At 43.0% G+C, this 13,536-nt stretch carries 15 protein-coding genes; 6 read left to right on the top strand and 9 right to left on the bottom strand.

What is annotated here, in order from left to right; all coding sequences use genetic code 11:
• Nucleotides 1–12: 12 nt before the first annotated feature.
• From AB8P51_RS05660 to AB8P51_RS05645, 4 genes are all read left to right on the top strand, one after another.
• Complete coding sequence (locus AB8P51_RS05660) at nucleotides 13–1,239, top strand: aminotransferase class V-fold PLP-dependent enzyme (RefSeq protein ID WP_369747816.1); 1,227 nt, start codon at nucleotides 13–15, stop codon at nucleotides 1,237–1,239.
• A gap of 121 nt (nucleotides 1,240–1,360) precedes the next feature.
• Nucleotides 1,361–1,783, top strand: coding sequence for a SufE family protein (locus AB8P51_RS05655; protein ID WP_369747815.1), 423 nt, complete (start codon nucleotides 1,361–1,363; stop codon nucleotides 1,781–1,783).
• Between the two features lie 7 nt (nucleotides 1,784–1,790).
• Entirely contained in the window at nucleotides 1,791–2,117 is a 327-nt protein-coding gene (locus AB8P51_RS05650) for a DUF59 domain-containing protein (RefSeq protein WP_369747814.1), read from the top strand.
• Nucleotides 2,118–2,140: 23 nt separating this feature from the next.
• Nucleotides 2,141–2,656 (top strand): DUF2480 family protein, encoded by a 516-nt coding sequence (locus tag AB8P51_RS05645; protein ID WP_369747813.1) that lies wholly within the window; start codon nucleotides 2,141–2,143, stop codon nucleotides 2,654–2,656.
• Nucleotides 2,657–2,958: 302 nt separating this feature from the next.
• Here the strand turns inward: AB8P51_RS05645 and hflX are convergent, their stop codons facing one another.
• Entirely contained in the window at nucleotides 2,959–4,170 is a 1,212-nt protein-coding gene (hflX, locus tag AB8P51_RS05640; RefSeq protein WP_369747812.1) for a GTPase HflX, read from the bottom strand.
• Between the two features lie 74 nt (nucleotides 4,171–4,244).
• On the opposite strand from hflX, the gene AB8P51_RS05635 reads away from it, so the two are divergent.
• A complete protein-coding gene (locus AB8P51_RS05635; protein ID WP_369747811.1) occupies nucleotides 4,245–5,228 on the top strand; it encodes an endonuclease in 984 nt (327 codons plus the stop codon).
• Between the two features lie 11 nt (nucleotides 5,229–5,239).
• Here AB8P51_RS05635 and AB8P51_RS05630 read toward each other — a convergent pair whose 3' ends face one another.
• Nucleotides 5,240–5,959, bottom strand: coding sequence for a 3'-5' exonuclease (locus AB8P51_RS05630; RefSeq protein WP_369747810.1), 720 nt, complete (start codon nucleotides 5,957–5,959; stop codon nucleotides 5,240–5,242).
• A 163-nt stretch (nucleotides 5,960–6,122) separates the two neighbouring features.
• On the opposite strand from AB8P51_RS05630, the gene AB8P51_RS05625 reads away from it, so the two are divergent.
• On the top strand, nucleotides 6,123–7,244 hold the full coding sequence (locus AB8P51_RS05625; protein ID WP_369747809.1) for a hypothetical protein: 1,122 nt from the start codon (nucleotides 6,123–6,125) through the stop codon (nucleotides 7,242–7,244).
• A gap of 131 nt (nucleotides 7,245–7,375) precedes the next feature.
• Here the strand turns inward: AB8P51_RS05625 and AB8P51_RS05620 are convergent, their stop codons facing one another.
• The 7 genes from AB8P51_RS05620 to hemE are packed head-to-tail and all read right to left on the bottom strand — an operon-like array spanning nucleotide 7,376 to nucleotide 13,536.
• Entirely contained in the window at nucleotides 7,376–7,876 is a 501-nt protein-coding gene (locus AB8P51_RS05620) for a methylated-DNA--[protein]-cysteine S-methyltransferase (protein ID WP_369747807.1), read from the bottom strand.
• 56 nt (nucleotides 7,877–7,932) lie between these two features.
• Nucleotides 7,933–9,210: a serine hydrolase domain-containing protein gene (locus AB8P51_RS05615; protein WP_369747806.1), complete on the bottom strand. Its 1,278-nt coding sequence runs from the start codon at nucleotides 9,208–9,210 to the stop codon at nucleotides 7,933–7,935.
• 49 nt (nucleotides 9,211–9,259) lie between these two features.
• On the bottom strand, nucleotides 9,260–10,249 hold the full coding sequence (gene hemB, locus AB8P51_RS05610) for a porphobilinogen synthase (protein WP_369747805.1): 990 nt from the start codon (nucleotides 10,247–10,249) through the stop codon (nucleotides 9,260–9,262).
• A 45-nt stretch (nucleotides 10,250–10,294) separates the two neighbouring features.
• Complete coding sequence (locus AB8P51_RS05605; protein ID WP_369747804.1) at nucleotides 10,295–11,086, bottom strand: PhzF family phenazine biosynthesis protein; 792 nt, start codon at nucleotides 11,084–11,086, stop codon at nucleotides 10,295–10,297.
• A 13-nt stretch (nucleotides 11,087–11,099) separates the two neighbouring features.
• Nucleotides 11,100–12,008, bottom strand: coding sequence for an oxygen-dependent coproporphyrinogen oxidase (hemF, locus tag AB8P51_RS05600; RefSeq protein ID WP_369747803.1), 909 nt, complete (start codon nucleotides 12,006–12,008; stop codon nucleotides 11,100–11,102).
• Nucleotides 12,005–12,508 carry a hypothetical protein gene (locus tag AB8P51_RS05595; RefSeq protein WP_369747801.1) on the bottom strand — a complete coding sequence of 168 codons (504 nt, stop codon included), beginning with the start codon at nucleotides 12,506–12,508 and terminating at the stop codon, nucleotides 12,005–12,007. The genes hemF and AB8P51_RS05595 overlap by 4 nt, the downstream gene beginning before the upstream one ends.
• Complete coding sequence (gene hemE / locus AB8P51_RS05590) at nucleotides 12,508–13,536, bottom strand: uroporphyrinogen decarboxylase (RefSeq protein WP_369747800.1); 1,029 nt, start codon at nucleotides 13,534–13,536, stop codon at nucleotides 12,508–12,510. Before hemE ends, AB8P51_RS05595 begins: the two co-directional genes overlap by 1 nt.

Here is a 13,536-nt window from a genome sequence, read left to right as displayed (position 1 = left end):
CTTTATTTATTCATGACAGAAACGAAGTTGGATATAGCCCAAATAAGAAAGGATTTCCCTATTCTCAATAGGAAAGTAAATGGAAATCCATTGATCTATTTTGATAATGCGGCAACTTCTCAAACCCCTAAGGTGGTCATGGATGCGATTGTGGATTATTACAGTAACTACAACGCCAATATCCACAGGGGAGTGCATGCACTGGCCCAGGAAGCAACCGAGGCCTATGAAGGAGCAAGGAAGAAGGTGCAGCAATTCTTTAATGCGGCTAAGAGTAGGGAAATCATATTCACTTCAGGCACTACACATGGAATAAATCTTGTGGCCAACGGATTTACACAATTTATAAACGAGGGAGATGAAGTACTGGTTTCGGCCATGGAACACCACTCCAATATTGTGCCCTGGCAGATGCTTTGCCAACGAACAGGAGCAAAGCTAAAGGTGATTCCCATGAATGAAGAAGGAGAGCTCCTGATGGACAAATTTCAGGATTTACTCTCAAACAAGACCAAACTGGTAGTATGCAACCATGTTTCTAATGCATTGGGAACAATTAATCCTATTGAAGAAATTATAGTAATGGCTCATGCCGTGGGTGCAGCGGTTCTTGTGGACGGGGCACAATCATCTCCTCATATAAAGGTAGACGTACAGAAACTGGATGTGGATTTTTATACGGCATCTGCTCATAAATTATGTGGTCCCACAGGGATTGGGATGCTTTATGGTAAAGAGGAATGGTTATCCAAACTACCACCATATCAGGGGGGAGGGGAAATGATTGCAGAGGTGACTTTTGAAAAGACTACCTATGCTGATCTGCCCTATAAATTTGAGGCAGGTACTCCCAATATTTGTGGAGGGATTGCTTTTGGAATTGCGCTCGATTACCTTACCGGTATTGGATTGGAAGTCATTGAGCAATACGAGCACGAACTGCTTGTTTATGCCACCGATAGTCTTTTAAAAATCGATGGTTTGGAGATCTACGGAACCGCCACTGACAAAACAGCCGTAATTTCCTTTAATATAAAAGGGATACATCCTTACGACATCGGCACTTTACTCGATAAGATGGGAGTCGCCGTGCGTACAGGCCACCATTGTGCGCAACCTGTAATGGACTACTTCCAGATTCCCGGGACGATAAGGGCCAGCTTTAGTTTCTACAATACAAAGGAAGAAATAGATCAGTTTGTTCAATGCCTTCTGAAGGCAAAAGGGATGTTGCAGTAAACTTTTATAATTTTCCTCAAGGCAAACCTGGCGATAGCTTTTCCAGTACCGCGACTACAAAGAATGGGAATGCATTGAATGACAGTAATACTTATCGTATTTTTGCGACAAAAGAAAGAGTATGAACATAAAGGAAATACAAAATGAGATTGTGGATGAATTTTCGATGTTCGACGATTGGATGCAGCGTTATGAATACATGATCGAATTGGGAAAATCCCTCCCTCTTATCAAGGAAGAATACAAAACAGAAGACCATATCATCAAAGGATGTCAGAGTAAGGTATGGGTTCATGCCGAACTGGAAAATGATAAGTTGGTTTTTACGGCTGACAGTGATGCTATTATCACAAAGGGAATTATTGCAATTCTGATAAGGGCCTTCAGCCATCAGAAACCCCAGGATATAATCGATGCAGATACAGAGTTCATCGACGAGATAGGTTTGAAAGAACATTTATCACCAACCAGGGCCAACGGCCTGGTGAGTATGATTAAGCAATTGAAACTATATGCCGTGGCTTATCAAACACAATTAAATTAAAAGCAAAATGAGTGAAACAGTCATAGATACCCAGGAATTGGGAGAAAAAATCGTCAGGGTTCTGAAAACCATATACGATCCGGAAATTCCGGTGGACATATATGAACTGGGTCTGATCTACGACGTTTTTGTCAATGAAGACAAGGAGGTAAAAATTCTTATGACCCTTACTTCCCCCAACTGCCCGGTGGCGGAGACACTTCCCGTTGAAGTTGAAGAAAAGGTAAAGTCGCTCGATGTCGTAAAAGATGCAGAGGTTGAAATTACCTTCGACCCACCCTGGAGTCAGGATTTAATGAGTGAAGAAGCGAAATTGGAATTGGGTCTCCTTTAGAAACAGTCTGATATTTTACCCCAATGTCTGAAGAAATTGTAAACAGAGTTAGTTCGAGCTCCTTGGTCACTTTTGATCTGGAAAAGTACTATCCTGATGGTAAGCGCATGACACTCGATATCAGCCCTTGGCTCTTTGAGGGAATCATCCTCAGGGAGAAGGAATTTAGGGCGTATGTAGCTGAACATCCCTGGGAGAAATACAAAGATGCTCATGTGGCCTTGTATTGTTCTACAGACGCTATTGTACCCGGATGGGCATTTATGCTGGTGACCACCAAACTCCAGCCTTTTGCCGCTCAAATTGTTCAGGGCGACCTTCAGCTGCTTGAGACGGTTCTTTATAAAACAGCAATCGATGACCTTGATGTTACCGACTTCACCGATAAACCTGTAATTATAAAGGGATGTGCTAACAAGCCAGTGCCCGCAAACGCCTATATCTGGGCAGCGAATAAACTTCAGCAGGTCGCCAAAAGTATTATGTACGGAGAGGCATGTTCTTCAGTACCTCTTTATAAAAAGAAAAGTAAAAGATAACAGAAGGGATTCCGACTCTTATCAACCATATAAAAAAATCCCGGCTTTATGCCGGGATTTTTACTGATTCTACATTCAATACTCTGTACTAAATGTTCAAAACATAATACTTGGTGTCGATTTGGGGAAATGAACACTAAAGTAGATAGTTCAAGGTAGGATTTGGGGATAAACACTTACACTTAACTACATTGTAAATGTATAGAGGGTACCCCCGAAAACCAAATTGGTGTTGTCAACCTAGGCGAATTTGTTGTGAAAAATATCAAGGGTAAAAATCCTCGTTGAAATACACCCTTTTCCTAATACGCATCCAGATTTTCGGGATATAAAAAGTTGTTATACGGAAATCTGGTGACATGAATATCCCTCACCGCCCGGTATACCCTTTTCTTGAATTCATCGAGATTTTCTTTATTCAGCGCAGAAATAAACAAGGCATTACCTCCCATTCGCTTCATCCAGGTTTTCTCCCATTCTTCAAGGCTCATATGCCTGGACGTTTTCTCGGTAGTTAGATCATCTTCGGCGATTACCTCTGGTTGGTACAGGTCAATTTTATTAAAGACCATGATCGTCTCCTTATCTGCCGAACCGATTTCACTCAAGACCTGATTTACCGAGTCGATGTGTTCTTCAAAATTAGGATGGGATATATCCACTACGTGAAGGAGCAGGTCGGCCTCCCTGACTTCGTCCAGAGTACCTTTAAAACTCTCCACCAGCTGTGTGGGAAGCTTTCTTATGAATCCTACGGTATCACTCAATAAAAAGGGCAAGTTTCCGATAACAACCTTTCTGACAGTGGTGTCCAGGGTAGCAAAAAGCTTGTTTTCGGCAAAGACATTGCTCTTGCTGATCACATTCATTAAGGTAGATTTACCCACATTGGTATATCCTACAAGGGCAACTCGCACCAGGGATCCACGGTTGCCACGCTGGGTTTCCATTTGCCGGTCTATCTTGGTAAGCTTCTTTTTCAACAAGGCAATCCTGTCTCGTACAATTCGCCTGTCGGTCTCGATCTCGGTCTCCCCCGGACCCCGCATCCCTATACCTCCGCGCTGGCGCTCGAGGTGTGTCCATAATCCCGTAAGCCTTGGGAGGAGGTATTCGTACTGAGCGAGTTCAACCTGAGTTCTGGCATAACTCGTTTTTGCCCTCTGGGCAAATATGTCGAGGATCAGGCCCGTTCTGTCAAGAATCTTACAACGCAGTTGTTTTTCAATATTTCGTTGCTGAACAGGGGATAGCTCATCATCAAAAATAACAGAACCTATCTCGTTCTCCTTTACATAAGCTTCTACTTCCTGCATTTTCCCGCTCCCAATATAGGTTTTGGGATTAGGCGTGTCTACCCGCTGAACAAAACGTTTTTCTACCTGTCCCCCGGCTGTGTAGGTCAGGAATTCGAGTTCGTCCAAATACTCCGTTACCTTTTCTTCATTCTGTTCCCGGTTGATGACCCCGATAAGAACAGCTTTTTCATACTCTATGGATTTCTTTTCTAGCATACTCTTTAATATAGTGCAAAGCTACACAATCGCTGCGAAGCTATTTTGTATTTTAGGGATCATATAACAGAGTTATGGCATATTCCTTATTTCGCGGAAAAAAGAAACAGGATATTTATACAATAGCGTTCTACAATCTGGAAAATCTGTTCGACACCCGAAATGACCCCCATAAACTGGATGATGATTTTACCCCAAAAGGATTTAAAAAATGGACACCAAAACGATATCGGCGGAAAATTAAGAAACTGTCCAAAACTATTGCGCGTCTGGGAATGAGAACAAGTAAGCACCCACCGGTTCTTGTAGGTCTTGCAGAATTGGAAAATAAAGTGGTTATCCGCGAAATGCTCGGGACAAAAGCGCTCAGGGAAATTGGGTATAAATACGTACACTACGATTCCCCGGATGAAAGGGGTATAGATACCGCTCTACTATACCATCCAGGGCATTTTGAAGTTATATCCTCTGAGAATATTCATCTGGATGTAAATAATCCGGATGGACGGCCTGATGCCACAAGGGACATTCTCTACGTCTATGGAAAGCTCCATGGAGAACCGCAGCATATATTTGTCAATCACTGGCCTTCAAGGCGGGATGGGGCAACAGAAACCGCATATAAGCGTATCAAAGCTGTAAAGACTATCCACCAAAAAATGGGTATGATAGAAGAGGGGGACAAGGATCCCAATTACTTTATTATGGGGGATTTTAACGATGGGCCCTTTGATGAAAGTATCAGGACTTTGCTGAGTAATGCTGATCTGTTTAACCCTATGGAAAAGCTGATTGGAGAGGAGAGGGGAAGTGCAAACTACAAACAGCGATGGTCCCTTTTTGATCAGATCATCTTATCAAATACCTTTTTCAATAAGGGCTCCCTGCACCATAGTTTTGCTCACGCCAATATCTTTGATGATCATTTATTGAAGGAATGGCACGGACGCTACAAGGGCAACCCTTTCAGAACTTATGTAGGTAGGAAATACCTGGGAGGCCATAGCGACCATTTCCCCGTTTATATACAATTGAGATTTCGTAAACCCAAAGGATAAGAGTGCAGTACCTATACCCGGAGGATCTCTTCCTCTGCCAGCAATGTCTCATTTCGCAGTCGGAGGAAAACCTGGGCAACCGTGATCACGTCCCTTTCGCAATATAAAATAATCCGATCGAGGTCTTTATCCTTATAATACACTTCCCGCACCATACTGCCGTCAATGTCTTCCTTGGGAGAAGGAATTCCCAATACGTTTGCCATTAATTTCAGAGAGGTATAGTGTTTAAAATCGCCAAATTTCCACAATTCCATTGTATCGAGATGTGGTACTTCCCATGGCTTTTTCCCAAAATGATTGAGCTTTTCGGGCAGGGAGATACCGTGGATGATCATCCTACGTGCGATATATGGAAAGTCGAACTCTTTCCCATTATGGGCACATAACAGGTATTTTGTTGGTTTGAAGTGGCCTTCCAACAAGGCACGAAATTCTTTGAGCAACTTCTCTTCATCCCCGTGATAGGTAGTGATACGAAACTTCCTTATGTCGCCTTTGAAATGGAAATATCCTACTGAAATACAGATGATCTTTCCAAACTCGGCCCATATTCCGGCATTTTCGTAGAATTCTTCAGCCGTAACCCCTTCTGCTCTTTTGTATTGAGATTTATGGTCCCAAAGTTTTTGTTTACTCTCGTCGAGCTGCTCAAATTCGGAAACCTCAGGAACCGTTTCTATATCGAGGAACAGGATATTCTCCAGATCAATATTTTGCAGTGTTTTCATAAAACATTTCGAATTATCAGAAAGATATCTCCTTCAACCCAAGATTCCAATATTTATAGTATAGAGGTAATGATATTCATTACAAAGAGAATGCATTTCCCCGAAACGAGCCTTCATTTTCCATACCCTTACTTCAGAATGCGTATTTTTAAGAAAAAATTGCATGAAATATTTCCTTAGAACAGGCTTTTGCCTGCTTGTTTTCCTGACTGTTTCCTGTTCCAGGGACAGTTCTCCCGGAACTGAGGAGGAACAAGTGATACTGCCAAATTTTCGTTTGATCGGCGAAGATGCCGATAACATCTACCAATATACCTACAATGCCAACGCGGAAAGCGGTACGGAGATAAATCTTACCCAGACTTTGGGTGTAGATCCCTTTTATCTTACACTGAGACAGGTAGCTGAAGTGGTTTCCTTTTACAGTTTCTCTGCTGATAACTTTTCCCTTATACAACAAAATACGCTGACAGGGCAGTCTACTGCCTATCCCAATTTTTATACCGTATCGGATGAACGCTCCATTACCTGGGGGACGAATTCAGAGGACCTTCTATTCCTGGGGTATTACAGCCCAAAAGGGAGCCGGAATTTTGGATTGCGGACTCTCGACCCTACGGATGGGAGTTTTATGGATCTTTCGCTCGACTTTAATATTCAGCAGGCATATGATCCTCTGTACTTCCGGCAACGACTTTTTATTACCTATAGGGATGAAGCCGGGAATTATAAGATCGTTGTATACAATACTGAAACCAGGAATGTTATGCTTACGTTCGACTATGGCTCTGGTATTCCCAATTTATTAATAGATGAATTGGGGAACGTTGGTATTCTTGTTGGGCTGGGAAATTCTGATTTTGTGTATTATGTTCTGGACATTGAGACGCTAAATGAAATAAACGAATTTACTTTTAGTTTGAATGAATTTCTTCCCCCGGGGCCATTACAGGGAGACGTTTTTGACACCACTTTGTTTTACACGAATTACCTGGCTCAGCCTTCTGAAATACCTTTTGGCCCGGCTTATTTCGACTTTGTGACCAATGAGAATTTCGTAGTGGATATTCTGGGAATCGTTCAGCAGGTAGAATTGGAAACGCAGTTTACCGTAGCGCTAACAGCTTTGCGCTACTATAATGAAGCCGAGGTATTCCTAATGGGATATGCCGATGCAAGTTCACAAACGGACCTCAGGGGAGGGGTGCTTATAATATCGAAATCAGGACAATTATTGAGTCGGATAGAGCTGCCTTTTGTCCCAACTTACTTCATAAAGCCATAAATTCCTGTTTCCGACCGGGTAGTCGGTTTACATTTCTTTATGAGAGGAATAGTATTTGCTACTTCAGAAGCAAAGGATTAAAATCATCGATTAAAAGCCAAAAAATGGAAATTTTCAAAGGCTCGATGACATCATAGAAACCGATTAGTCTGTTCCATAGGGAAGAGAGATTGTTGCTTCGAAGCACTTTCGTGGTTTAAAAGCCATTTTTTCCGTTCTAATCCACCTGCATAACCTACGAGATCTCCGTTACTGCCGATCACTCTGTGGCATGGGACAATGATCCAGAGCGGGTTTTTCCCATTGGCTGCTGCTACCGCTCGAATGGCTTTGGGGTCGCCTATTTTTTTAGACAGATCCAGGTAAGATATTGATTTTCCATACGGGATTTGAGAAAGTTCTTCCCATACCTTTTTCTGGAAGTCGGTTCCCTTGGGATTAAGCGGAAGATCGAACTGTTTTCTGCTGCCGTTAAAATATTCCTCTAATTGATAAATGGCATCTTCCAGTTCTTCAGGAATATCTTTATTCGGGATTTGCATATGATCTTTTACACTCACTGAAGATATTCCGTGTTGATCACCTTCAATCTGAGCTACTCCGAGAGGAGTCTTTAAATATGCAGTGGCCATTTCGTTGTATTATTGGATGATTAACAGATTGTTTGTTAAGGTACAAAAAAGAAGGCTTAATGTTTCTCCAGGTAATCGTAAAACAATTGGTGAAGGGAGGTACGGATGTTCAATTCGTACAATTGTCTGTGATCCCGACTGGGATAGACCCGATTTGACAGAAATATAAATACCAATTGGTATTTTGGATCTGCCCATACGAAAGTGCCTGTAAATCCGCTATGTCCAAAGCTTTCTGCACTTGCCGATGGTGCGGGATAGGCTTCTGTAATATCTTTTTGTGCATTGTCTAACAGCGGTTTATCAAATCCAAGCCCTCTGCGGTTATTGTTCTCCGGATACTGCACCCGTGTAAATTCTTTCACCGTCTCTTCGCTTAGATACCGCCGGCCATCCAGCACGCCATAGTTCTGATACATTTGCATAAAACGATATAGGTCTCTGGCGGTTCCAAACAAACCGGCATTACCCGAGATACCGCCGAACAAAGATGCATTTTCATCATGCACCCAACCCTGAACGAGCGTTTTGCGGTAAAGGGAATCAAATTCCGTAGGTATAATCGGGTTGGGAAATCCCTTATTTTCGGGTATGTAACCCAGAGAAGGAATATTGAGGGGAAACAGGAATTCCTTTTTTAGCATATAGGGATAAGAATTTCCCGTTAGATCCTCAATAAGATTGGGAAAGAGGAGGAAAGCCAGTCCGGAATACGCATATTCCTTCTTCTCGCTCACCCTGGAGCGTTTTATTCTTCTGAAGATCCTGTTTTCAAAAGTATTTCTGACCCAAATATCCTCATAGGCCTGCCTTTGAAAGCGCCGATCAGACTTGTCCCTAATAAATCTGTGTTTTAACCCTTCTTTATCTAAAACTTCATTTAAAAAGACGATATAAGGGGTGAGTCCGGCCTGATGACTTAGAATTTCTCTGAGTGTTATCTCTTTTTTGTCTTTTTGATTACGCCAGGATGGCCAGTACTTTGAAAACGGAGCATCGAGATCGAGGCGCTCTTCGTCCACCAGTTTCATCAAAAGAGGTAAAGGTCCGAGTATTTTCGTAACTGATGCCAGGTCATAAAAATCTGTTTTCTGTACTGCAAGCAGGCTATCATAGGTGTGATAACCGTAGGTTTTATGAAGGAGTACTTTGCCTTTTACCGCAACCAGTATTTGAGCTCCCGGAAAAGCTTTATTTTTAATACCATTTGTTATAATTGAATCCGCCCTATCTGTTATATCCGTAAGGACTACATTTTCAGGAGGCTGAGCCCTGCCAATAATTAATATACTAAATAGTATAATAAATATATAGATAGTGTATCTGGGAATCATATCCTTTAATCTTGAGGGCTATTGCATGTGCATACGCAACACAGAATCCTTAACCTAGAAGTGATGCCGCCTCCTTTGCAAAATAAGTAGCAATGATATTGGCTCCGGCTCTTTTAATTGAGATAAGTTGTTCGAGCATCACCGAATCGTGGTCTAACCAGCCTTTCTCAGCTGCTGCTTTCAACATGGCATATTCTCCGGAAACCTGATATACAGCCAGGGGTACTTCAACGGCCTCCCGCAGATCGCGAACAATATCAAGATAACACAGCCCTGGTTTTACCATTATGATATCGGCACCCTCATCAATGTCCATTTCAGCCTCTTTAATGGCTTCCAGGCGGTTTCCCGGATCCATCTGATAGGTTTGTTTGTCCGGGGGAGCGTCTTCAGTGGAAACAGGAGCCGACTCCAGGGCATCGCGAAAGGGGCCATAAAACCCACTGGCGTATTTCGCGGCATAGCTCATAATCCCAGTATTGGTGAGTTCCTCATCCTCCAATGCCTCCCTGATGATCCTGATCCTGCCGTCCATCATATCGCTGGGAGCCACAAAATCGGCACCAGCCAAAGCATGAGAGATGCTCATTTCAGCTAATACTTCGTTGGTAGCATCATTGAGTATCTGTCCTTTGGCAACAATTCCATCATGGCCAAAGGATGAATAAGGATCGAGAGCAACATCGGTCATTACCAGCATATCAGGACAGGCACTTTTTACAGTTTTGATGGCACGCTGCATGAGGCCATGGGTATTTAGGGCTTCTGCCCCCGTATTATCTTTGAGATTTTCCGGGATCTTAACAAAAAGTAACACAGAACAAAGTCCCATTTTCCACAATTCCTTTACTTCCTTTTCGAGATTGTCCAGGCTTAGTCTGTAATACGAAGGCATAGAAGGAATCTCCTCTTTTACTCCATTACCTTCAACCACAAAGAGGGGGACCAAAAAATCTTCTGGGTGCAGGGAGGTTTCCCTTACCATCTTCCTGATGGATGGGTTGCTTCGTAAAATTCTGTTTCTTCGGAGTGGGTACATATCAAAAGGGAATTTCTATTTAAAGGTAAGGGAATTGAATGTAATCTAAAGCAAAATTTCTCCTGTAAGATAGGGTACAGCTTTCCCTTTAATCAGCACCCGATCCCCCCGGAGCGAACAACTGAGGGTACCACCTCTTTGTGACAGCTGTCTGGCAATCATATCCTGCTTCCCTAACTGCTCAGCCCAATAAGGGGTAAGGCTGGTGTGGGCAGATCCTGTCACCGGATCTTCAGGAATACCGCAACGCGGTGCGAAGAACCTCGATACGAAATCAACTTCCATGCCCGAAGCAGTGACGATAACACCCCGTGCATCCACTTTGTCAAGCAGGAAAAAATTAGGATCCATGGACTTGATTTCCTCTTCGTTGTTATAGATTAAAACATAATCGGTTTTTCCTTTGTACATGGCAGTAGGGGACATTCCCAAAGCATCGGTAATTTCCTTTCTCATAGAGACTTCTTCCAGCACATCTGCCGGAAAATCGAGAGTAAGTTCTCCCGAAGCTTCTTTTGAAACAGACAAGGGACCGCTTCGATCAGAATGAAAATTAATAAGGTCAGGGGTGTGATTGTAATAGTGAAAAAGTACATAAGCCGAAGCCAGGGTGGCGTGGCCACATAAATCAACTTCCAGTTCGGGGGTGAACCAGCGAATCTGATAATAATTCTCCTTCTTAACAACAAATGCGGTTTCTGCCAGATTATTTTCCATGGCTATATTCTGCATAAGCTCCTCTTCAAGCCAGGCATCCAGAATACATACGGCTGCAGGATTGCCGGTGAATAATTCTTCTGCAAAGGCATCAATCTGGTAGATTTTCAGCTTATTCATATCGATGTTATTATTAGTTTTCTATCCAGTTCCGGGGCGACATTAAGACTTCTAACAACTTTGATTCCTCACTTCCCTGCTCCGGGGTATGGTCATACCTCCACTGTACTTTAGGGGGGAGACTCATTAAAATACTTTCAATGCGGCCGTTGGTCTTCAAACCAAACAAAGTGCCTTTATCATGTACCAGATTAAATTCCACGTATCGTCCACGTCTGATTTCCTGCCAGTCGCGTTGTTTCTCAGAATAGGGCAATTCTTTTCTTCGTTCAACAATAGGAACATAGGAAGACAAAAAGGAATTCCCTACTTCGGTGACAAAATTATACCATTGTTCAAGGGAGAATTCCTCTGTAGGTTTACAGTAATCAAAGAAGAGTCCGCCCACACCCCTGGCTTCATTGCGATGGGTGTTCCAAAAATAAGAATCACATTTTTCTTTATACTCAATATAGAATTCATGATGGTGCTTGTCACAGGCCTCTTTGCAAACAGTATGAAAATGCCGGGCATCTTCTTCAAAGAGATAATAAGGGGTTAGATCCTGTCCTCCACCAAACCATTGATCAACCACCTTCCCGTTCTGGTCATAAAGTTCAAAATAGCGCCAATTGGCATGAACTGTTGGGATCATGGGATTTTTAGGATGAAGCACCAGACTGAGGCCGCATGCGAAAAAATCGGCTTGTTCAACTTTAAAATAAGCTTTCATACTATCAGGGAGTTCCCCGTAAACAGCTGAAATATTAACGCCTCCTTTTTCAAAGACATTGCCATTTTGAATAACCCGGGTTCTTCCTCCACCTCCTTCAGGTCGCTCCCAGAGATCTTCCTGAAAAGTGGCAGAACCATCTATTGCTTCCAGCTTGCTGCATATGGTATTTTGAAGTGCTTGAATATATGCGTAAAATTTATCTTTCATGATTTCGGATCTAATAGATGAACGAGCTGAGACAAAGGGGTCTGCATAATCTCCTCCAGGGTATTTACTTTTTCAGAGCGTTCGGTAAGTGCCAGAAAAAATGTCACTCCAAGGTCGACATCTGAGACTGGTTCAGTTTTAAAGAAGTGCCTGCCTACCGCATTGTTATGAAGGTCCATGGCGTTAGACACTGCATTGCCCGGGAGGATCTTCTCATGCATATCGGTAATCTTTTTTGTCCATAAGAGCACTTTTTCTTTGTCCATGGTAATCCCGTAGCAGGCTCTCGCAATTAGCCAGTTCCACAGGGCATGCCTGAATGCGTTGGCTGGGGTATTCCGGCGATGCGACAAACCAAAATGAGCATTAGCAAAAGCGATCGTACTTTTAGTAGCCTTGTAGGTGGGGAATACAAAGCAGATGTTCTTCAGGCATAAGACGATCAACTCGGCTAATTGTCCTGGTTTTGCCCGTTTTATTACACCCCATAATTCTTTCACTACTCAGAATAAGATTTTACAGCTTCAATAAATGCCCCTGCATTTTCTACAGGTACCGTAGGCAAAATACCATGTCCCAGGTTGACAATATATTTGTCTTTACCAAACTCTCTGATCATCTGAGTCACCATTTTTTTAATCTCAGATGGGGGAGAGAATAAGCGTGAAGGATCAAAATTGCCCTGTAGGGTTATGTTTCCTCCACTGAGGTAACGCGCATTTTGTGCGGAGCAGGTCCAGTCTACTCCAAGGGCCGATGCTCCCGATTGAGACATCGTTTTCAGGGCAAACCAGCATCCTTTTCCGAATACAATTACCGGAATATCCTCTTTGAGGGCGTCGATGATCTGTTGAATATAGGGCCAGGAAAACTCATTGTAATCTTCGGGCGACAACATTCCACCCCATGAATCGAAAACCTGAACGGCATCTACCCCTGCTTTTACTTTGGCTTTTAAATACGCAATAGTTGTATCTGTAATTTTCTGTAATAGTGAATGTGCAACCAGGGGTTGGGTAAAACAAAACTCCTTGGCCTTGTCAAAGGTCTTGCTGCCTTGTCCCTGAACACAGTAACACAAGATGGTCCAGGGAGAGCCTGCAAAGCCTATAAGTGGCACTTCATCCTGCAGCTTTTCCTTGGTCATTTTAATAGCGTCCAAAACATAGCCGAGACTCTCATCCACATCAGGAACTATCACTTGGTCCAGTGCTTTTTGTGAACGAATCGGGTTGGGTAAATAGGGTCCGAAATTCGGTTTCATCTGCACTTCAATCTCCATTGCCTGAGGGATGACCAGGATATCACTGAACAGGATGGCGGCATCCATACCGTACCTTCTGATGGGCTGTACGGTAATTTCTGATGCCAGTTCTGGAGTCTGGCAACGAGTAAAGAAATCGTACTTTTTTTTGATCTCCATAAATTCAGGGAGATACCTGCCGGCCTGCCTCATCATCCATACTGGGGGCCGGTTTACCGATTCGCCCCGAAGGGCTTTTAAAAAGAGGTCATTCTTTAGTGCCAT

Origin of the sequence: Muriicola sp. SD30 (assembly GCF_041205185.1) — a bacterium.
Classification (GTDB): Bacteria; Bacteroidota; Bacteroidia; order Flavobacteriales; family Flavobacteriaceae; genus Muriicola.
This window is presented reverse-complemented; position numbering and strand designations above follow the sequence as displayed.